Raw genomic sequence first — 20,266 nt, forward strand, 5'->3', positions numbered from 1 at the left:
TCAGTTGATGCCCAAAGCCACGAGGGTCGTGCGTTACAAACTTTCCAAGGTTTGTAACAGCACCCGTACCTTGGTCAGCGACTCCTGATACTCCGCCTCCCACTGCGAATCCGCCACGATCCCGCCTCCGCCCCAGCAGCACACCTGGCCATCCTTGACCAGCAAAGTGCGGATGGCGATGGAGCTGTCCATCTCGCCGCGCACGTCCAGGTACACCAGGGAGCCGCAATACAAGCCGCGTCGCGTCGGCTCCAGTTCGTCGATGATCTGCATTGCGCGGATCTTCGGCGCACCGGTAATGGACCCGCCGGGGAAGCTGCCGGCGATCAGGTCGAGGGCGTCTTTGTTGTCGGCCAACTCGCCGATAACGCTGCTGACCAGGTGATGCACGTTGGGGTAGCTTTCCAGGCTGAACAACTCCGGCACGCTCACCGAGCCGGTGCGACAGGTGCGGCCGAGGTCGTTGCGCAGCAGGTCGACAATCATCAGGTTTTCGGCGCGATCCTTGGGGCTGGCCAGCAGTTCGGCGGCGTGGGCGGCGTCTTGTTCAGGCGTTGCGCCGCGTGGCCGCGTGCCTTTGATCGGGCGGGTTTCAACCTGGCCCTCGCTGACCCTGACGAAGCGTTCCGGTGACAAGCTCAGCACCGCGCCGGCATCCGGCAGGCTCTGGAAACCGGAAAAAGGCGTTGGGCAGGCTGCGCGCAAGGCGCAATAAGCCGCCCATGGATCACCGATGCACGGCGCGCGAAAACGCTGGGCAAAGTTGACCTGGTAGCAGTCACCGGCCTGGATGTAATCCTGAATGCGCACGATGGCCTGGTGGTAAGCCTCAGGGGTCAGGTCCGACTTCATTGGCCCCTTCAGCGCGAACGGCGCCGTGGTCTCGGCCGTCGGTTGACTGAACAGCGCGATCAAGCGTTGCCGCTCGCTGTCAGCCAGCGCCGGGTGGAACACCAGTTGACTGGTTTGCACCTGGTGATCACTGATCAGCGCCCAGGCATACAAACCGAAGCGCGCGTCCGGCAGGTGCAAGTCATCCACCGCCAGGTGCGGCATTTGCTCCAGGTGTCGGCCAAAGTCATAGCTCAGGTAGCCGATCAAACCACCGACAAACGGCAAGGTGTAACCGTGGGGCAGGCTGGCGTTACCCAACTGAGTCAGGTTTTTACGCAAACGCTGCAGGAAATCGCTGCCGCTTTCGTCGGGCTCCACCGCCAAGGTCGCCTCGGGCCAGGCGCTGAGCAGGTCATAACGCCCGCGCTCGGCCACCGGCCGGCCGCTGTCGAGTAGCACCGCGCCGGGCGCATGGCGAATCGCCGCAAAATACTCGGCGGGGTTGGCCCGGTAGGGCAGCGGGTGTACGGAACAGGTCGACATGCGGGGTGGATCAGCCAAGGCGCGGGGGAGGGGATTGTAGTCCCCCGTAGGATTTGCTCCTAGAGGGGATGTCGGGGATAGACAGTTCGAAGGCCGGATCAACCTTCGACGGGCGGAATATGCCCAAACATTTCCTGTACGAACTTCACTCGTTCTTCCACCGTTTCCGTCACGCCGGCAGCTTTCAGCGCTTCCAATCGGGCCTCCACCGCATGGGTGCGCAGGGTCAGCCCACAGTCGTTGGCGATCTGGATATTCAGCCCCGGCCGTGCATTCAGCTCCAGGATCAGCGGGCCTTTTTCCTGGTCCAGCACCATGTCCACGCCGATATAGCCCAACCCGCACAGCTCGTAGCAGCCCGCGGCGAGCTTCATGAAACCGTCCCAGTTGGGCAACTGCACGCCGTCCACCGCGTTGGTGGTGTCGGGGTGCTTGGTAATGATGTTATTCAGCCAGGTGCCACGCAGGGTCAGGCCGGTGGCCAGGTCCACGCCCACGCCGATCGCGCCCTGGTGCAGGTTGGCCTTGCCGCCGGACTGGCGGGTCGGCAAGCGCAGCATGGCCATCACCGGGTAGCCCATCAGCACAATGATGCGGATATCCGGTACGCCTTCGTAACTGATGCTTTTGAAGATCTGGTCGGGCACCACGCGGTATTCGATCAGCGCACGGTCACGGTGGCCGCCCAGGGAGTACAGGCCGGTGAGGATGCTGGAGATCTGATGTTCGATCTCTTCATGGCTGATGATTTTGCCGGACACCGTGCGATAGCGCCCTTCAAAGCGGTCGGCCACGACGAGGATGCCATCCCCGCCGGCACCCTGGGCCGGCTTGATCACGAAGTCGCTGCGCCCGGCGATAATTTCGTCGAGCTTGTCGATTTCCTTTTCGGTGGAGATCACCCCGTACATTTGCGGCACATGGATGCCGGCGGCGATCGCGCGTTCCTTGGTGATGATTTTGTCATCCACGATCGGGTACAGGCTGCGCTTGTTGTACTTGAGCACGTAGTCGGCGTTACGCCGGTTGATGCCCATAATCCCCCGCGCTTCGAGGGCTTTCCAGGTCTTCCAGAAGCCGAACATTACGAGTCAGCCTTGAGGAAGGCCTTGAAGCGCACCAGTTCGGTCAGGCGATAGCCGCGATAACGCCCCATGGCCAGCATGAAGCCCACCAGGATCAGCAGGATCGCCGGGAAGGTGAACACGAAGTAGATCAACTCCGGCACGCTCATGATGATGTGCGCCAGGGACGCGGCGAACAGCGTACCAATCGCCACCTTCATCGCATGGCCACCGCCGCGTTCTTCCCAGGTAATCGACAGGCGTTCGATGGTCATGGTCAGGATCACCATCGGGAACAGTGCCACGGAGAGGCCGCGTTCCAGGCCCAGCTTATGGCTGAACAGGCTGATGGCCGCGATCAGTACCACCACGAACGTCAGCACCACCGACAGCCTCGGCAGCATCTGCAGCTTCAAATGTTCAAGGTACGACCTGAGCGACAGCCCCAGCGCGGTGATCACCGTAAACAGCATGATCCCGAAGCCCAACTGCGTTTCGCGGAACGCCAGGGCGATCAACACCGGGGTGAACGTGCCCAGGGTCTGCAGGCCGATCAGGTTACGCAGGATCAGAATCACCAGCACGCCGATCGGGATCATCACCATGATCATGAAGGTCTGCTGGGTTTGCAGCGGCAAGCCATACAGCGAGTATTCGAGGAAATTGGCGTCGGTGTTTTCGTCGGTCAGCTTGGCCAGGCGAATGGCGTTCATTTCGCTGTTGTTGAGGCTGAAGGTGACCATGGCTTTCTTGCCGCCATCGACGGTGATCAGGTTTTCATCGCCGGTCCACCACAGCAGGCGGTCGGCGGGCAGGCCCTGTTCGCCGGTTTCCGGGTTGAAATACAGCCAGTCATTGCCATTGAAGCTGCGCAGCCACAGTTCCGGGGTTTGCGGTTGGTCGGCGACCAGGCGGATGGTGTGCACCTTTTCCACCGGCACATGGGCGATGGACAACAGCAACTCGACGATCTTGGCCTTGTGCGGCGTCGACGGGTCGCCCGCCAGCAACAACTTCACATTGTCGTCATTGAGGTTGTTGGTGCGCTTGATCGCTTCGGTAATGAAGGTCTCGACGTCGGCCGAATGCTGGCGGATCGGTGCCAGCAGGGCTTCGGCGGCGATTTTTTCCGGGCCTTCCACGGCGATGCTGTCGCGGAAGGTCGGGCCTTTGATCTTGGCTTTTTCGCCGCTGTAACGCTTGGTCAGCACCAGGCGGTAATACAGGGTCTGGTTGCCCTTGGCCCGGCGTGCCGACCAGGTGACCTTGCGGTTACCGTCGATGCGGTTGACGCTGACCCCGTAGTTATTGGAAATGAAACTCTCATTAAGGCTGACGAAGTCGCGGCTCAAGGGGGGCACGAACATCTGGATTTTCACCGGGTCTTTCGGGCTGGCGACGAACTCGACTTTGGCGTCGATGTTCCACAGGTCGTCGGTGGCGTCCTCGGTGACGGGAATGCCCAGCACGAAAATCTGATAGGCGGTGACCGAAATACCCAGCACCACCAGGATGGCGATCAGGATTTTCAGGTGCAGGGTAAGAGAGCGCATTCGGTTTACTCGGCGGTATGAGCGTCGGCGGCGCAGGCGGGTTTGCCTGCTGCGTATTTAAGACTGGGGTCGATCAGCGCATCAAAGCGTTTCAACGCTTCGGAGCCGATCAGCAGCGGGTATTGGAAAGCGCTGCGGTCAGTCAAGTTCACTTCGATGCTGCGTAAAGCGCTGCCCATGCAGATATCCAGGGAAATCACCGGGCGGGCGGTGTAGTTCTTGTCTTCATCGGGGTCGTAGTCGCCAGCGCGGCGCTTGATCTTGCTGACGCGGGCCAGGGGGCGCTCGATGGGGTGGGAATGGGCGGCGTCGATGGCCAGGTAGAACCGCACCCAGGATTCGCCGTTGCGCTTGAAACGCTTGATATCGCGGGCGCTGAGGGACGCGGTCTTGGCACCGGTGTCCAGCTTGGCGGCGACCTCCAGGTCGATATCAGCCAATTGGGCATATTCGTTGAGGCCATACACGGTCTTCTCGGCGGCAACGCCAAGGCTCGGTAGGCACAGTAGGCAAAACAGGGGGAAGGGCTTGAGTCTCATAGATCCTGAGGCGGTGCAGTGCGATGTTCAATTCAAGGCGACTGGCATTGCTGCGCAAACTCCCTCGTGCGCCGTTTCATCCAATGATGTCAGGCAAAAGCGGCGGGCATTCTAACATGATGCTTTTTTGGCGCCAGCGCTGGCAGGCGGCCATGCTCTCGGTGAATACGTTGAGGGTTATTAGACGATTGTCGACAATGTGGATTTATTCTTTGACTAATGCAGGCTGATTGGCTAGTTTTTGCGGCATTGCTTTTAAAGGTGTCGACAATATGTGGGTTCAATCGGAATCTCCGGTCGCTGCTTCCGACGAGTCCCAGACAATGTCGGAGAACGTCTTCCGGCGTATCCAGGCCGCCATCGTCAAGGGCGAGATCGCCCCCGGCAGCAAGATCTCCGAGCCGGAACTGGCGCGCACCTACGGCATCAGCCGCGGCCCGCTGCGCGAAGCGATCCATCGTCTGGAAGGCCAGCGCCTGCTGGTGCGCGTGCCCCATGTGGGCGCCCGCGTTGTGTCGTTGAGCCATGCCGAGCTGGTCGAGCTCTATGAGATCCGCGAGTCCCTGGAAGGCATGGCCTGCCGCTTGGCCGCCGAGCGCATGACCGACGCCGAAATCGAAGAACTGCGCCAAGTGCTGCATACCCATGAACGGGATGCGGCATTCCAGGCCGGCGTCGGTTACTACCAGCAGGAAGGCGACTTCGACTTTCATTACCGGATAATTCAAGGCGCGGGCAACCGCACCCTCACTCAAATGCTCTGCGGCGAGCTGTACCAGTTGGTGCGCATGTACCGCATCCAGTTCTCCGCCACGCCGAATCGTCCACGCCAGGCTTTTGCCGAGCATCACCGCATTCTGGACGCGATTGCCGATCGCGACGGTGAATTGGCCGAATTGTTGATGCGCCGGCATATCGGCGCTTCCAAACGCAATATTGCCCGTCACTTTCCGGACGGCGCCCCTGATAGAGGTGAGTCATGAGTTCGAATAATAAAAGCACACCCGGCCAGCGTTTCCGTGACGCGGTCGCCAGCGAGCATCCGTTGCAGGTGGTCGGCACGATCAACGCCAACCACGCCCTGTTGGCCAAGCGCGCCGGCTTCAAGGCGATTTATCTGTCAGGCGGCGGCGTGGCTGCCGGCTCCCTGGGCGTGCCGGACCTGGGCATCACCGGCCTGGACGACGTGCTCACCGACGTGCGTCGTATCACCGATGTATGCGACCTGCCGCTGCTGGTGGACGTGGACACCGGGTTCGGTTCCTCGGCGTTCAACGTGGCGCGCACCGTCAAGTCGATGATCAAGTTCGGCGCGGCCGCCATCCACATCGAAGACCAGGTCGGCGCCAAACGCTGCGGGCATCGCCCGAACAAAGAAATCGTCTCCCAGCAGGAGATGGTCGACCGCATCAAGGCCGCCGTGGATGCGCGCACCGATGACAGCTTTGTGATCATGGCGCGTACCGATGCCCTGGCCGTCGAAGGCCTGGAATCCGCCCTGGAGCGTGCCGCCGCCTGTATCGAGGCCGGTGCCGACATGGTCTTCCCGGAAGCCATCACTGAACTGGAGATGTACAAACTGTTCGCTGCCCGGGTGAAAGCGCCAATTCTGGCCAATATCACCGAATTCGGTGCGACGCCGCTGTACACCACCGAACAGTTGAAATCTGCCGATGTTTCCCTGGTGCTGTACCCGCTCTCGGCCTTTCGCGCCATGAACAAGGCCGCCGAAAACGTCTACACCGCGATCCGTCGCGACGGCACCCAGCAGAACGTGATCGACACCATGCAAACCCGCATGGAGCTTTACGACCGCATCGACTACCACACCTTCGAGCAGAAGCTCGACGCGCTGTTCGCCGCGAAAAAGTAACGAACGCGCCTCCCATAACTACAAAATTGGAGAACGAACATGGCTGAAGCAAAAGTATTGAGTGGCGCCGGCCTGCGTGGCCAGGTCGCCGGGCAGACCGCTCTGTCCACCGTGGGCCAAGCCGGTGCCGGCCTGACCTATCGCGGCTACGACGTACGCGAACTGGCCGCCGACGCGCAGTTTGAAGAAGTCGCCTACCTGCTGTTGTACGGCGAACTGCCGACCCAGGCCCAACTGACCGACTATCGCCACAAGCTGAGCAAGCTGCGCGACCTGCCCCAGGCACTGAAAGAAGTGCTGGAACGCATCCCCGCCGACGCCCATCCGATGGACGTGATGCGCACCGGTTGTTCGTTCCTGGGCAATATCGAACCCGAGAAAGACTTCAGTGTGCAACGGGATGTCACCGACCGCCTGCTCGCCGCGTTTCCGGCGATCATGTGTTACTGGTACCGCTTCAGCCATGACGGCAAGCGCATCGACTGCGTGACTGACGAGCCAGGCATCGGCGGCCACTTCCTGCACCTGCTGCACGGCAAGAAGCCGAGCGAGCTGCATGAGAAAGTCATGAATGTGTCGCTGATCCTCTACGCCGAGCACGAGTTCAACGCGTCGACCTTCACCGCACGAGTGTGCGCTTCGACCCTGTCGGACCTGTATTCCTGCGTCACCGCTGCCATCGGCTCGCTGCGCGGCCCGCTGCATGGCGGCGCCAACGAAGCGGCGATGGAGATGATCGAACGTTTCGGCTCTGCCGCAGAAGCGGTGGAAGGCACCCTCGGCATGCTGGCGCGCAAAGACAAGATCATGGGCTTCGGCCACGCGATCTACAAAGACAACGACCCGCGCAATGAAGTGATCAAGGGCTGGTCGAAAAAACTCGCCGACGAAGTGGGCGACACCGTGTTGTTCCCGGTCTCCGAAGCCATCGACAAAACCATGTGGGAGCAGAAAAAACTCTTCCCCAACGCCGACTTCTACCATGCCTCGGCGTACCACTTCATGGGCATCCCGACCAAGCTGTTCACGCCGATCTTTGTCTGCTCGCGCCTGACCGGCTGGGCCGCGCATGTGTTTGAGCAGCGTGCCAACAACCGCATCATCCGTCCAAGCGCCGAGTACACCGGCGTCGAACAGCGCAAGTTCGTGCCAATCGAACGTCGCTGAAGACCGGCGATCCTGAAGTGGAATGAGATCAAATGTGGGAGGGCGGTGCGACGACTCGACTTGCCCCCTTCCACATTTAAATCGCATGTCAAATCTGGATCAGTGGGTCCCTCTTGCAACCACCGTGACCGAGTCCTGACGATGAACACTGAATTTCGCAAACCGCTGCCCGGCAGCCGCCTGGATTACTTCGACGCCCGCGCGGCAGTCGAAGCCATCACCCCCGGCGCCTACGCCACGTTGCCCTATACCTCCCGCGTGCTCGCTGAAAACCTGGTGCGCCGTTGCGACCCGGCCACCCTTGAGGCGTCCCTGAGCCAACTGATCGAACGCAAACGCGACCTCGACTTTCCCTGGTTCCCGGCGCGCGTGGTGTGCCACGACATCCTTGGCCAGACCGCGCTGGTCGACCTCGCCGGCCTGCGCGACGCCATCGCCCTGCAAGGCGGTGACCCGGCGCAGGTCAACCCGGTGGTGCCGACCCAGTTGATTGTCGACCACTCCCTGGCCGTCGAGGCCGGTGGTTTCGATCCGGATGCGTTCCAGAAGAACCGCGCCATCGAGGACCGCCGCAACGAAGACCGTTTTCACTTTATCGAATGGACCAAAAAAGCCTTCAAGAACGTCGACGTGATCCCGCCGGGTAACGGCATCATGCACCAGATCAACCTGGAGAAAATGTCCCCGGTGATCCAGGTGCGCGACGGCGTGGCCTTCCCCGACACCTGTGTCGGCACCGACAGCCACACCCCGCATGTGGACGCCTTGGGCGTGATCGCCATCGGCGTCGGTGGCCTGGAAGCCGAGAGCGTGATGCTCGGCCGCGCCTCGTGGATGCGCCTGCCCGAAAGCGTGGGCGTCGAGCTCACCGGCAAGCTGCAGCCGGGCATCACGGCCACCGATATGGTGTTGGCGCTGACCGAGTTCCTGCGCAAGCAAAAAGTCGTCGGCGCGTGGCTGGAGTTCTTTGGTGAAGGTGCGTCGGCGCTCACCCTGGGCGACCGCGCGACCATCTCCAACATGGCCCCGGAATACGGTGCCACGGCGGCGATGTTCTACATCGACCAGCAAACCATTGCCTACCTCAAGCTCACCGGCCGCGAAGACGAACAAGTCGCGCTGGTCGAGCAGTACGCACGCCACACCGGGCTGTGGGCCGATGACCTCAAGGGGGCGCAATACGAGCGTGGCCTGAGCTTCGACCTGTCCAGCGTCGTGCGCAACATGGCCGGCCCGAGCAACCCCCACGCCCGCGTCGCCACGCGTGACCTGGCTGCTCAAGGCATTTGCGGCCAGTGGGACGACGTACCGGGGCAGATGCCGGACGGCGCGGTGATCATCGCCGCCATCACCAGTTGCACCAACACCAGCAACCCGCGCAACGTGATCGCCGCCGGCCTGCTGGCGCGCAATGCCAACCGGCTGGGGCTGACGCGCAAGCCGTGGGTCAAATCGTCCCTGGCGCCCGGCTCGAAAACCGTGGCGATGTACCTGGAAGAAGCCGGCCTGGGCCATGAGCTGGAAAAACTCGGCTTTGGCGTAGTGGCCTTCGCCTGCACCACTTGCAATGGCATGTCCGGCGCGCTGGACCCGGTGATCCAGCAAGAGATCATCGACCGCGACCTGTACGCCACCGCCGTGCTTTCGGGCAACCGCAACTTCGACGGGCGGATTCACCCGTACGCCAAGCAAGCGTTCCTGGCGTCGCCGCCGCTGGTGGTGGCCTATGCGATTGCCGGCACCATCCGGTTCGACATCGAAAAGGACGTGCTTGGCCTGGATGCCGACGGCAAGGAGATCCGCCTGCAGGACATCTGGCCGAGCGACGAAGAAATCGACGCGGTGGTCAAGGCCTCGGTCAAGCCCGAGCAGTTCCGCGCGGTGTACATTCCGATGTTCGCGATCCACGAAGACACCGGCCCCAAGGTCACGCCGCTGTACGACTGGCGCCCGCAAAGCACCTATATCCGCCGCCCGCCGTACTGGGAAGGCGCATTGGCCGGTGCGCGCCCGCTCAAGGGCATGCGCCCGCTGGCGGTGCTGCCGGACAACATCACCACCGACCACCTGTCGCCTTCGAACGCGATCATGCTCGACAGCGCCGCCGGCGAATACCTGGCGAAAATGGGCCTGCCGGAAGTCGACTTCAACTCTTACGCGACCCACCGTGGCGACCACCTGACCGCGCAACGCGCCACCTTCGCCAACCCGAAACTGTTCAACGAAATGGTGCAGGAAAACGGCAAGGTCAAGCAGGGCTCCCTGGCGCGCATCGAGCCCGAAGGCAAGGTTACGCGCATGTGGGAAGCCATCGAAACCTACATGGAACGCAAGCAGCCGCTGATCATCATCGCCGGTGCCGACTACGGCCAAGGCTCCTCCCGCGACTGGGCCGCCAAGGGCGTACGCCTGGCCGGTGTGGAAGCGATTGCCGCCGAAGGGTTCGAACGTATCCACCGCACCAACCTGGTGGGCATGGGCGTGTTGCCGCTGGAGTTTCTGCCGGGCACCGACCGCCACACCTTGCACATCGACGGCAGTGAAACCTATGACGTGGTCGGCGAACGCACACCGCGTGCGCAGTTGACCCTGGTGATCAACCGCAAGAACGGCGAACGTGTCGAGGTGCCGGTGACCTGCCGCCTGGACACTGCCGAAGAAGTGTCGATCTACGAGGCGGGCGGCGTGTTGCAACGTTTCGCCCAGGACTTCCTGGAATCGGCGGCGACCGCCTGAGAAGAGGATGCATATGGCACCTGTAGCGCAAATCAAGATCCCCGCCACCTATATGCGTGGCGGCACCAGCAAGGGCGTATTTTTCCGCCTCCAGGACCTGCCCGCTTCGGCGCAGGTCCCGGGGAAGGCCCGCGATGCCTTGTTGCTGCGAGTGATCGGCAGCCCCGATCCCTACGACAAGCAAATCGATGGCATGGGCGGCGCCACGTCCAGCACCAGCAAGACCGTGATTCTTTCCAAGAGCACCCGTGCCGATCACGACGTGGACTACCTGTTTGGCCAGGTCTCCATCGATAAGCCCTTTGTCGACTGGAGCGGCAACTGCGGCAACCTGTCGGCGGCGGTGGGTTCGTTCGCGATCAGTGCGGGTTTGGTCGAGCCGGCTCGAATCCCACACAACGGCGTGGCCGTGGTGCGCGTCTGGCAGGCCAATATCGGCAAGACCATCATCGCCCGCGTGCCGATCACCGACGGCGCGGTACAGGAAACCGGCGACTTCGAACTGGACGGCGTGACGTTTCCGGCTGCCGAAGTGCAGCTGGAATTCATGGACCCGGCGGCGGAAGAAGAGGGCGGCGGTGGCTCGATGTTCCCCACCGGCAACCTGGTCGACGATCTGGAAGTACCTGGTATCGGCACCTTCAAGGCCACGCTGATCAACGCCGGTATCCCGACGATTTTCATCAACGCCCAAGACTTGGGTTATACCGGCACCGAGCTGCAAGGTGCGATCAACGGCGACCCCAAGGCCCTGGCCATGTTCGAGACCGTGCGTGCCCACGGCGCGCTGCGCATGGGCTTGATCAAGCACCTGGACGAAGCGGCCCAGCGCCAGCACACGCCGAAGGTCGCGTTTGTGGCCAAGCCTTCCGATTACGTGGCCTCCAGCGGCAAGGCGATCAAGGCCGGGGATGTGGATTTGCTGGTGCGTGCGCTGTCCATGGGCAAGCTGCACCACGCGATGATGGGCACGGCGGCGGTGGCAATTGGCACGGCGGCGGCGATTTCCGGGACCTTGGTCAACCTCGCGGCCGGTGGCATTGAACGTAACGCCGTGCGCTTCGGGCATCCGTCCGGCACCTTGCGCGTGGGTGCTGAAGCCACCCAGGTGAACGGCGAATGGGTCGTGAAAAAAGCCATCATGAGCCGCAGTGCGCGGGTGTTGATGGAAGGTTGCGTGCGCGTCCCCGGCGACTCTTTCTAAAGCCCAACACCAATTCCCTGTGGGAGGAAGCAAGCCTCCCCCCACAAGGGACATAAGCAGGCATACAGACCTGCGACACGATCAACCCTGACCCTGAGGATGGAACAACCCTAACTTTTGGAGCACTGCCATGAGCACCAACGTCGACCAGAACAATCGCCCCGACTACGACCAGGTCCTGCAGGACATCGCCGACTACGTCCTCAGTTACCGAATCGACTCGCCGCTCGCACTGGACACCGCGCGCAACTGCCTGATGGACACGCTCGGCTGTGGCCTGCTGGCCCTGCGTTTCCCCGAATGCACCAAGCACCTCGGGCCGCTCGTCGAAGGCAGCGTGGTGCCGTTCGGCGCACGCGTGCCGGGCACGTCATTTCGGCTGGACCCGGTCAAGGCGGCGTGGGACATCGGCTGCATCGTGCGCTGGCTCGACTACAACGACACCTGGCTCGCCGCCGAATGGGGCCACCCTTCCGACAACCTCGGCGGCATCCTCGCCGTGGCCGATCACCTGTCGCAAAAACGCCTGGCCAATGGCGACGCGCCGCTGACCGTGCGCGTGGTGCTGGAAGCGATGATCATGGCTCACGAAATCCAGGGCGTGATCGCTCTGGAAAACTCGTTCAACCGCGTCGGCCTCGACCATGTGCTGTTGGTGAAAGTCGCCTCCACCGCCGTCACCGCCAAACTGATGGGGGCCAATCGTGAGCAATTGCTGGCGGCCTTGTCCCACGCGTTTGTCGACGGGCAGGCGCTGCGGACTTACCGACATGCGCCGAACGCCGGTTCGCGTAAATCCTGGGCGGCGGGTGATGCGTCGAGTCGTGGCGTACGCCTGGCGGATATCGCGCTGCGGGGCGAGATGGGCATCCCTGGTGTATTGAGTGCGCCGCAGTGGGGGTTCTATGACGTGCTGTTCAGCCACACCAACAAGGATCTGGCCCTCAAGCCCGAAGACAAACGTGCGTTCAGCCTGTCCCAAGCCTATGGCACCTACGTGATGGAAAACGTGCTGTTCAAGATCAGCTTCCCCGCCGAGTTCCACGCGCAAACGGCTTGCGAAGCGGCGGTGACCTTGCACCCGCAAGTCAAACATCGCCTGCATGAAATCGAGCGTATCGTGATCACCACCCACGAGTCGGCGATCCGCATCATCTCCAAGGTCGGCCCACTGGCCAATGCCGCCGACCGCGACCACTGCCTGCAATACATGACCGCCGTGCCCCTGGCGTTCGGCACGCTGGTGGCCGAGCACTACGAGGATGCGTTCCACGCCGCGCACCCGATCATCGACGTGTTGCGCGACAAGATGGAAATCGTCGAGGAACCGCGCTACAGCCGTGAGTACCTGGAAGCCGACAAGCGTTCCATCGCCAATGCGGTGCAAGTGTTCTTCGTCGATGGCACCTTTACCGAGCAGGTGGCGGTGGAGTATCCGATTGGCCATCGTCGCCGTCGTGCGCAGGGCATTTCGTTGCTGGAAGACAAGTTCAAGGCCAACCTGTGCACGCGGTTTACCGGCCAGCGCAGTGCCGAAATTTTTGCCTTGTGCAAGGACCAGGCGCAGCTTGAGGCCACGCCGGTCAACCGCTTCATGGACCTGTTCGTGATCTGAAAAACGGTGCAGGACTAAATTGTGGGAGGGGCGGTGCCCCTCCCACATTCATGATCGCGTTTACTCAAATCGCAGTATCACCCTGCGGTTGTGCTTGCTCTTTTTCTCGATTTTTTCGCAGAACACCCGGCCGATTTCCTCGGTGTTGAGCACGTGGGTGCCGCCGCAGGGCTGGATATCGATGCCGGCGATTTCAATCACCCGTACCGAGCCCTGGATCACCGGCGGCGCCACCGCCTGGGTGCGGGTGATCTGCAGCAGGGTGGCGTATTCCGTGGCGGCCATCGACAGGGTTTTAACCGGGTGGGCCTGTTCTATCAGCGTATTGAGGTCGCGAGTGATGCTGTCTTTGTCGAGGGTCATTTCCGGTAAATCGAAATCCAGGCGGCCCTTGTCGGCGCTGATGCTGCAACCGGTCACGGGGGCGTCAATGATCGAGCACAACAGATGCAGGCAGGTGTGCATTTTCATGTGTTGGTAGCGCCGCTCCCAATCCAGGCCGGCGTCTACCTGCACGCCGGCGGCCAGTTGCTGCGGGCAGTGTTCCACCTGGTGCCAGATGATCGAACGCAATACCGGATCGCGCACCGTGCCTGTCACGGCTACCTGGGTGCCATCGGGCAGGCTCAAATGCCCGGTGTCGCCCGGCTGGCCGCCACCGGTGGGGTAAAACAGCGTGTGCTCCAGGGCAACGCCGTGTTCGCTGACGGCAATCACCCGTGCGCTGAAGGCGTTCTGGTAGGGCGCGCTGTCGAACAGCGCCAGGGTTTCCATGGTGTGCACGGACATGTTCAACCTCCGACGATCAGTGGGCTGGCTTGCAACAGGTGACGCACCATTGCGCTCAAGCCAGGGGGAGAGAGCAGGGTGATTTCAAATTCGGGGCCGCAGACTTTCAGGTTCAGCGGCAGGCGCGGCAGGTGGTCGCCAGTTGCCACGCGGTGCAGGCGAAATTGCAGGTGGTGGCGTTCCTTGACCGTGGGTTCGAGCATCAGCCCCGGCAAAGGGTGGAAATCGGCGTCGAGCACCGTGACCTTGTGGCTGGCATTGATCTCGCCGACCACGTGCAGGCGCTCATCCAGGGCGAAGGCTCCGAGGTAGTTGCTGTGGTCCGATTCATCGTTTTTTTGCAGTTGGATCTGGTTGACCACCTTGACCTTGGTTCCGGCGGGCACGTCCTGGGTGATCACGCACGAAGGGCTGATAAACACGTTATCGCCGATCAGTACATAGCCCAGCACGCGAGCCCCGGAGCCGACTTCGACATTGTTGCCCAGGCGCGGGTGGCGCTTGCCGTCGGGGTTGTTGGCGATACCGCGAGCTCCCAGGGTCACGCCGCAGAGGATGTAGCAGTCGTTGCCGATCTCACAGGTTTCACCGATCACCGTGCCGTAGCCGTGGTCCAGCACAAAGCGCCTGCCGATGCGCGCTGCGGGGTGAATCTCGGCCCCCGACAACACCTTGCCCTGATTGCTCAGCTTGAGGGCGATGCGTGAGAACACGCCGTTGGTCTGGTCGGGGAAGTTCCACACCAAGTGTGCAAGCCGGTAATACAGAACGGCTTTGAACGAAGCATAGGACTCCAGGATCAGTTCACCGCGCCCACGGGACGCCGGGTCGCGGTAGGCATAGGCGATCAGGTCTTCGGCCACCGCCTGCGCAGCGTTTTGCACCAGCGGCGCCAGATGCGGTTCGAGCTGTTTCATCTGCATGGGCGTGAGGGTTCTGATGAGGTGGGTGAGCAACTCATCGTGCAGTTGTTGCATGTCGATAAAGCCGCCCATGGAGGCACCCCCGCAGTCTGGATGGTTGGAAACCCGGTTATTCGAAGTTGGGCAGGTAGCTGTCGGCATTGTCGTAGACCATGGTCAACACCACCGTTTCGGGCGGTAGTTCGGGGGCGAGCCTGGCGATGGCCACCATGTTGGCGGCGGAGGACAGTCCCAGGCTGATGGCGTCGGTGCGCATGATGCGTTTCATCATGTCGAGGCAGTCCTGGCGCGAGACCTTGAGCATGCCGTCGATGACATCGAGGTTGAGGATGCTCGGGATCAGGCCAATCGACAGGCCTTGGATATGATGCGGCGCGTGCTGGTTTTTCAGCAGGTCACATTCCTCAGGTTCCACGCCCATTACGCGAAGCCCGGGCCAGGCGGCTTTGAGGGTTTCGCCGATGCCGGTGATATGGCCGCCGGTGCCGATGCCGCTGATGAAGTAATCCACGTGACGGTCACCAAAGGCGCGCAGGATTTCCGGTGCGGTGGTGTCGCGGTGGGTCTGCGGGTTGGCGCCGTTGCGTTGCTGGTTGAGCATCACGTAGCTGGGGTTTTCCAGCTGCAGTTCCATGCACTTTTCACCGTGGGAGTTGTTACCGAGACGGCTGTCCGACAGCACCACCTTGGCCCCGTACAGGCGCAGTAGCTTCTGTTTTTCGGGGCTGTAGTTGTCGGGAATCACCAGCACCACCTTGTAGCCCAGCACATTGCCGGCCATTACCAGACCAATGCCGGTATTGCCGCCGCTGGGCTCGATAATGGTTTGCCCGGCATCACGGATCAGCACGCCGCGGCGTTCGGCGTCGAGGATCATGCCCAGGGCGATGCGCGCCTTGTGGCTGCCGCCGGGGTTCAGGGATTCCAGTTTGGCGTAGACCTCGATACCGAGGTCTTCGGAAAACTGCGCCAGGCGCACGATCGGCGTATGGCCGATGGCGTCGAGAATTGAGTTATGCAGCATCGTTCAGCCCCTGCTCAGTACAACGGCATGTCGGGTTCGACGTCGCGAACCCAGTGTTTCATGCCGCCTTGCAGGACTTTGGTGTTGGCGAAGCCGGCGGCAATCAGTGTGCTGGCGGCTTGCTCGGCGCGGGTGCCGGCGTAGCAGATCAGATAATGGGTGTTATCGCGGCTGAGGCGGTCGAGTTGCCCGTCCAGCTCGGCCAGGGGGATATGCACCACGCCCGGCAACTTGCACACCTCCAGTTCGCTGGCGTCACGCACATCCAGCAGTACGTCGGCGCTGCGAGGGTGTTCGAGCAGTTGCTTGAGTACCCGTGGTTTGATGTAGCGCTCTTGGGCCAGTGACGGCGCGCTGGGTACGGCGTCGGCGCACACGGCCGGCGCCACCGATTCGCTGTGGCGCAGCTGCGAACAGCACGGGCAGTCGGCGCGGCGCTTGAAGCGGATCTCGCTGAACTTCATCGCCAGCGCATCGAAGCGCATCAGGCGCCCGGACAGAGGCTCGCCAATGCCGATCAGCAATTTGATCGCCTCGGTGGCCTGGATCATCCCGACCACGCCAGGCAGCACGCCGATCACCCCGCCCGCGCTGCAATTGGGGGCCAGTTCCGCCGGCGGTGCCTGGGGGAACAGGCAGCGATAGCACGGCCCGCCTTTATAGTTGAGCACGCTGATCTGGCCGTCGAAGCGATAGATGGCGCCATACACCAACGGCTTGCCCAATTGCACACAGGCGTCGTTGACCAAGTAGCGCGTGTCGAAATTATCGGTGCCGTCGATCACCAGGTCATAGGCCCCCACCAGCTCCAGGGCGTTGTCGGCATTCAGGGCGGTGTTGTGGGCGTTGATCTGGATATGGCGGTTGAGGTCCTGCAGGCGCTGCTTGGCGGACTCGACTTTGGGCATGCCCAGCGTGCCGTTGCCGTGGACGATCTGGCGTTGCAGGTTGCTGCTTTCCACCACGTCGAAATCCACCAGGCCCAGGGTGCCGATACCGGCTGCCGCCAGGTACAGGCTGATGGGCGAGCCCAGGCCGCCGGTGCCGATGATCAGTACCTTGGCTTTCTTGAGGTTCAGTTGGCCTTCGCGGCCGACGCCCGGCAGGGTGATGTGGCGCACATAACGCTGTACCTCTTCGTTGCTCAGGGTGTCGACGTCGATGCCGCCGGACGTCGCGAGCAACACTTCGATCCGGGCTTTTTCCGGCAAGGGTTCATCGGCTTCAATCAACGCTTCCTCCGCGGTAAACAGGAAGTGTTCCTTGAGCTGGTTGTTCTTGTCGTGAAACAGATGCTGGCGCAACTGCGGGTGGTTGGTGCAGAGGTTTTCAATGACTTCGCGCAATGTCGATCCGGGGCCCACGAGGGTCGATTCCGGCAGCTTGGCCACGCGAACCAGAATGTCGGGGAAAGAGACAGCGTTCATGGACAACTCCGTGTGCAGGTCGTTGAAAGGTTTAAGTGCGAAATGTTTGCCATCCCAGGCAAACAATTTGGAACCCAGGGCCTGGCCCCGGCGAACGTCGACCACCAGGTAGCTGACGGGGTAGATCGGTTCGCCCATGAACAGGGCCTTGTCCTGGTCTTCATCGCTGAAATAGGCGCCCACGTCCGGGTGGGAGTGATAGATCACTACCACCGGGTTGTCGCTGCGAAACGCCTTGTTCATCAGCAGGGTGTCGGCGACCGAAAAGGTGTAGCCGTTGGCCGCGCTGCGTGGGTACATCTCGGGGTTCTTGCGGTGCAGCTCATTCTGGATATTGCTGCCCAGGTACACGCTGCCGTCGGCGAAGACGAAGCCACAGCATTCCTCGGGATAGCTGCGGCTGGCGTGGGCGTAGATCTGTTCCAGGGCGGTGGGGCGGAGGACTTCCATGTTTCTCTCGCGTAGTTGTGGGAGGGTCAATTTTTCTTGGCCAGGAGTTTTTCAACGGGCAACTTGGTGATTGCGAAGCCGGCCAGCAGGATGGCCGAGTACAGCATCAGGTCGCGGGAAATCGACACGCCTTCGTACCAGGCGCCGATGATCACCGCGAACACCGGGAAGATGATGAACACGAACGACAGGATGATCGGGCTCAAGCGCTTGAGCAGCATGAAGTACACGATGAACCCGCCCACCGAGGCCACCAGCCCAAGGTAGAACAGCGCGCTCCAGGAGCGCAGGGTGATGTTTTCGAAGGTGGGCGTTTCAAACCACAGGCCGGCCACGAACAGCATCAGCCCGGCAATGCCGATGGGCAGGGTGTTGTAGGTGATCACGCTGATCGCGCTGCCTTTTTGCTTGGTGATGACATAGCACAAGGCATGCATGATCGCGGCAGTGAGAATCGCCAGTACCCCTAGGAACTCGGCGTGGTCCAAATGCAGGCCCTGGCTCTTGATGATCATGTACAGGCTGCCGAAGCCGATACCGATACCGACCACCTGGGAAAAGTAGATGCGCTCGCGCAGGAACAACGCGGAGAAGATCAGGATGAAGACGGGCATGCAACTGAACAGCAGGGCAGTGAGGCCGGACGAGACATGCATCTCGCCATAGTTGAGCAGGTAGTAGGGCACGCTGAAGTAGGACAGGGTCACGAATACGAAGAACCATCGGCTTTCCCTGGGAAACAGGATCGGCTCGCGGCGCACCATGGCAAAACACAGGAACAGCGGAAACGCGATAAGAAAGCGCAGGCCGGCGGAGGTGAGGGGTGGCACGCTCTCCACGGCGATTTTGATCCCCAGCCAGGTAGTACCCCAACTCAGGCAAACGATAAGAAACATCACACTGGTCACCAGCCCGGCCAACCACTGTTTTTGGGTTTTGGTTTTGGCGGTGTTTTCGATAACGGCGGACATTGGCATCGTTTATTGCTTCCCTGAGCCGGAATTGAACTCTATATTGAGCTTGTAATGAGTTGTAAAAATCGGCGATTGAACCCGTAAAAGCACACTATTAGGGCGAAAGATGGCTGTCAAAACAAATATTGACATGGTGTCAATTATGCGTGAGGGCTTGTCCAACGGGCAGGGCGTGAAGTACAAGCGCCTGTCTGATGTCATGGAGCGGGGCATCCTCGAAGGCTTGATTGAACCCGGACGAAAACTGCCGCCCCATCGGGTGCTTTCCGACAATTTGGGGGTGACCATCGGCACCATCAGCCGGGCCTACGGCGAACTGGAGCGCCTTGGGTTGGTGGTGGCGCGAGTCGGTGACGGTACTTTCGTACGCAAGCGTGGGATGGAACGCCAGCGCGATGAAGGCTTTCGCAACGTCAGCGAGGAGCCGCGCCAGTATTTTGATATGAGTCGCAACATGCACATCCCTGGGCAGGAAACGACCTTCCTGGCCCAGAGCTTCCAGACCCTGTCGACTAATGCCAAATTCCTCCAGGACATCAGCGCCTACACCCCCGATGCCGGGCTGCCGCGTTATCGCGATGCCGGCGCGCAGTGGCTGGTGCAGCGTGATTTTCATCCGATTCCCGAGCAGGTTATCTGCGTCAATGGCGGCCAGCATGGTCTGCTCTGCTCGATGATGGCGCTGTTGCGTGCCGGCGACACGGTGGTCACCGAACAGTTGACGTACCCAGGGCTGATCACTGCCGCGCGCATGCTCGGCATACGCCTGATCGGCCTGGAAATGGACGAAGAAGGCGTGTTGCCGAGCGCGCTGGATGAAGTGTGTCGTAACCATCGGATTTCGGCGTTGTACTGCACGCCGACGATCCAGAACCCCACCACCGCGGTGCTTTCGGTGGCGCGCCGCGAAGCGTTGGTCAAGGTATGCCGCGAACACAATCTGCTGATTCTTGAGGACGAAGCCCACGGCGTGCTGGTGGAAGACCGGCCGCCCCCCTGAGCCATTTCGCGCCCGAACGGACGATTTTGATCAGCAGCCTGAGCAAGGCGGTGTCCGCGGGCTTGCGGGTGGGTTACGTGCATGCGCCGCCGGCGCTGGTCAGCCGGATTTCGGCCGCGCTACGTTCAACCTGCTGGATGGCCACGCCGGTGACCCTGGAGTTGGCCACGCAGTGGATCGAGAATGGTACGGCCGAATACCTGCTGCGCCAGCAGATCACTGAGATCAGTCGGCGCAAAGCCCTGGTGCGTGACCTGTTGGCCGGCCTGGCGTACCGCACCCACCTCAACAGCCCGCACTTTTGGATTGAGGTACCGGAGCCGTGGCGTGCATCGGAAATCGAGGCGGAGCTCAAGCAGCACAATTACCTGATCGCCACCGCCGAGGCCTTCGCCGTGGGGCAGACGGCGGTGCCGCAGTTTATACGGGCGAGTATCTGCAATACGTCAGGGAATGATCAGTTGTTGCGGGCAGGGTTTGATGCGTTGGCGACGGCGTTGGGGCAGGGTGGGGGCAGGTTTCATCTGTAGATCCGAATGTACACCGACCCA

15 protein-coding genes and 1 pseudogene are annotated in these 20,266 nt (G+C 61.6%); 7 read left to right on the top strand and 9 right to left on the bottom strand.

The features are described 5' to 3' along the window. Window positions 1-33 precede the first annotated feature (33 nt). The 4 genes from pabB to rloA form a co-directional block, all read right to left on the bottom strand. Window positions 34-1,377, bottom strand: coding sequence for an aminodeoxychorismate synthase component I (gene pabB, locus AB4N98_RS19660; protein WP_017527438.1), 1,344 nt, complete (start codon window positions 1,375-1,377; stop codon window positions 34-36). 98 nt (window positions 1,378-1,475) lie between these two features. Further along, window positions 1,476-2,462, bottom strand: coding sequence for an alpha-L-glutamate ligase-like protein (locus AB4N98_RS19665; protein WP_017527439.1), 987 nt, complete (start codon window positions 2,460-2,462; stop codon window positions 1,476-1,478). After that, complete coding sequence (rloB, locus tag AB4N98_RS19670) at window positions 2,462-3,994, bottom strand: osmotic stress tolerance membrane protein RloB (RefSeq protein ID WP_017527440.1); 1,533 nt, start codon at window positions 3,992-3,994, stop codon at window positions 2,462-2,464. Before rloB ends, AB4N98_RS19665 begins: the two co-directional genes overlap by 1 nt. A 5-nt stretch (window positions 3,995-3,999) precedes the next feature. Continuing rightward, the gene (rloA, locus tag AB4N98_RS19675; protein WP_017527441.1) at window positions 4,000-4,533 is read right to left on the bottom strand and encodes a retropepsin-like aspartic peptidase RloA; all 534 of its coding nucleotides are present in this window, start codon (window positions 4,531-4,533) and stop codon (window positions 4,000-4,002) included. A gap of 272 nt (window positions 4,534-4,805) precedes the next feature. Between rloA and AB4N98_RS19680 the strand changes: the two genes are divergently transcribed. From AB4N98_RS19680 to prpD, 6 genes are all read left to right on the top strand, one after another. Then, the gene (locus AB4N98_RS19680; RefSeq protein WP_017527442.1) at window positions 4,806-5,516 is read left to right on the top strand and encodes a GntR family transcriptional regulator; all 711 of its coding nucleotides are present in this window, start codon (window positions 4,806-4,808) and stop codon (window positions 5,514-5,516) included. Beyond that, window positions 5,513-6,406 (top strand): methylisocitrate lyase, encoded by an 894-nt coding sequence (gene prpB / locus AB4N98_RS19685; RefSeq protein WP_065878219.1) that lies wholly within the window; start codon window positions 5,513-5,515, stop codon window positions 6,404-6,406. Before AB4N98_RS19680 ends, prpB begins: the two co-directional genes overlap by 4 nt. A gap of 39 nt (window positions 6,407-6,445) precedes the next feature. Further along, the gene (prpC, locus tag AB4N98_RS19690) at window positions 6,446-7,573 is read left to right on the top strand and encodes a bifunctional 2-methylcitrate synthase/citrate synthase (RefSeq protein WP_017527444.1); all 1,128 of its coding nucleotides are present in this window, start codon (window positions 6,446-6,448) and stop codon (window positions 7,571-7,573) included. A 141-nt stretch (window positions 7,574-7,714) separates the two neighbouring features. Continuing rightward, window positions 7,715-10,309: a Fe/S-dependent 2-methylisocitrate dehydratase AcnD gene (gene acnD, locus AB4N98_RS19695; RefSeq protein WP_065878215.1), complete on the top strand. Its 2,595-nt coding sequence runs from the start codon at window positions 7,715-7,717 to the stop codon at window positions 10,307-10,309. A 13-nt stretch (window positions 10,310-10,322) separates the two neighbouring features. Beyond that, window positions 10,323-11,513 (top strand): 2-methylaconitate cis-trans isomerase PrpF, encoded by a 1,191-nt coding sequence (gene prpF, locus AB4N98_RS19700; RefSeq protein ID WP_017527446.1) that lies wholly within the window; start codon window positions 10,323-10,325, stop codon window positions 11,511-11,513. Window positions 11,514-11,643: 130 nt separating this feature from the next. Further along, window positions 11,644-13,128 (top strand): 2-methylcitrate dehydratase, encoded by a 1,485-nt coding sequence (gene prpD / locus AB4N98_RS19705; RefSeq protein ID WP_065878213.1) that lies wholly within the window; start codon window positions 11,644-11,646, stop codon window positions 13,126-13,128. 60 nt (window positions 13,129-13,188) lie between these two features. On the opposite strand, the gene AB4N98_RS19710 is transcribed toward prpD, so the two are convergent. Genes AB4N98_RS19710 through AB4N98_RS19730 form a run of 5 tightly spaced genes read right to left on the bottom strand, consistent with a single transcriptional unit; the run spans window position 13,189 to window position 18,661 of the window. Continuing rightward, entirely contained in the window at window positions 13,189-13,917 is a 729-nt protein-coding gene (locus AB4N98_RS19710; RefSeq protein WP_017527448.1) for an alanyl-tRNA editing protein, read from the bottom strand. 2 nt (window positions 13,918-13,919) lie between these two features. After that, window positions 13,920-14,912 (bottom strand): serine O-acetyltransferase, encoded by a 993-nt coding sequence (locus AB4N98_RS19715; RefSeq protein WP_017527449.1) that lies wholly within the window; start codon window positions 14,910-14,912, stop codon window positions 13,920-13,922. Window positions 14,913-14,949: 37 nt separating this feature from the next. Further along, window positions 14,950-15,864: a PLP-dependent cysteine synthase family protein gene (locus AB4N98_RS19720; RefSeq protein ID WP_065878211.1), complete on the bottom strand. Its 915-nt coding sequence runs from the start codon at window positions 15,862-15,864 to the stop codon at window positions 14,950-14,952. 14 nt (window positions 15,865-15,878) lie between these two features. Further along, on the bottom strand, window positions 15,879-17,741 hold the full coding sequence (gene moeB, locus AB4N98_RS19725) for a molybdopterin-synthase adenylyltransferase MoeB (RefSeq protein WP_017527451.1): 1,863 nt from the start codon (window positions 17,739-17,741) through the stop codon (window positions 15,879-15,881). Window positions 17,742-17,767: 26 nt separating this feature from the next. Further along, on the bottom strand, window positions 17,768-18,661 hold the full coding sequence (locus AB4N98_RS19730; RefSeq protein WP_161979888.1) for a DMT family transporter: 894 nt from the start codon (window positions 18,659-18,661) through the stop codon (window positions 17,768-17,770). Between the two features lie 160 nt (window positions 18,662-18,821). On the opposite strand from AB4N98_RS19730, the pseudogene AB4N98_RS19735 reads away from it, so the two are divergent. Next, window positions 18,822-20,245: pseudogene (locus AB4N98_RS19735) on the top strand (aminotransferase-like domain-containing protein). Window positions 20,246-20,266 lie beyond the last annotated feature (21 nt).

Source organism: Pseudomonas sp. S3_E10 (assembly GCF_054667615.1).

Bases quoted from the DNA above. Each gene is read 5' to 3' on its own strand.
- pabB (WP_017527438.1), bottom strand. From the start codon at position 1,377: ATGTCGACCTGTTCCGTACACCCGCTGCCCTACCGGGCCAACCCCGCC.
- AB4N98_RS19665 (WP_017527439.1), bottom strand. From the start codon at position 2,462: ATGTTCGGCTTCTGGAAGACCTGGAAAGCCCTCGAAGCGCGGGGGATT.
- rloB (WP_017527440.1), bottom strand. From the start codon at position 3,994: ATGCGCTCTCTTACCCTGCACCTGAAAATCCTGATCGCCATCCTGGTG.
- rloA (WP_017527441.1), bottom strand. From the start codon at position 4,533: ATGAGACTCAAGCCCTTCCCCCTGTTTTGCCTACTGTGCCTACCGAGC.
- AB4N98_RS19680 (WP_017527442.1), top strand. From the start codon at position 4,806: ATGTGGGTTCAATCGGAATCTCCGGTCGCTGCTTCCGACGAGTCCCAG.
- prpB (WP_065878219.1), top strand. From the start codon at position 5,513: ATGAGTTCGAATAATAAAAGCACACCCGGCCAGCGTTTCCGTGACGCG.
- prpC (WP_017527444.1), top strand. From the start codon at position 6,446: ATGGCTGAAGCAAAAGTATTGAGTGGCGCCGGCCTGCGTGGCCAGGTC.
- acnD (WP_065878215.1), top strand. From the start codon at position 7,715: ATGAACACTGAATTTCGCAAACCGCTGCCCGGCAGCCGCCTGGATTAC.
- prpF (WP_017527446.1), top strand. From the start codon at position 10,323: ATGGCACCTGTAGCGCAAATCAAGATCCCCGCCACCTATATGCGTGGC.
- prpD (WP_065878213.1), top strand. From the start codon at position 11,644: ATGAGCACCAACGTCGACCAGAACAATCGCCCCGACTACGACCAGGTC.
- AB4N98_RS19710 (WP_017527448.1), bottom strand. From the start codon at position 13,917: ATGTCCGTGCACACCATGGAAACCCTGGCGCTGTTCGACAGCGCGCCC.
- AB4N98_RS19715 (WP_017527449.1), bottom strand. From the start codon at position 14,912: ATGGGCGGCTTTATCGACATGCAACAACTGCACGATGAGTTGCTCACC.
- AB4N98_RS19720 (WP_065878211.1), bottom strand. From the start codon at position 15,864: ATGCTGCATAACTCAATTCTCGACGCCATCGGCCATACGCCGATCGTG.
- moeB (WP_017527451.1), bottom strand. From the start codon at position 17,741: ATGGAAGTCCTCCGCCCCACCGCCCTGGAACAGATCTACGCCCACGCC.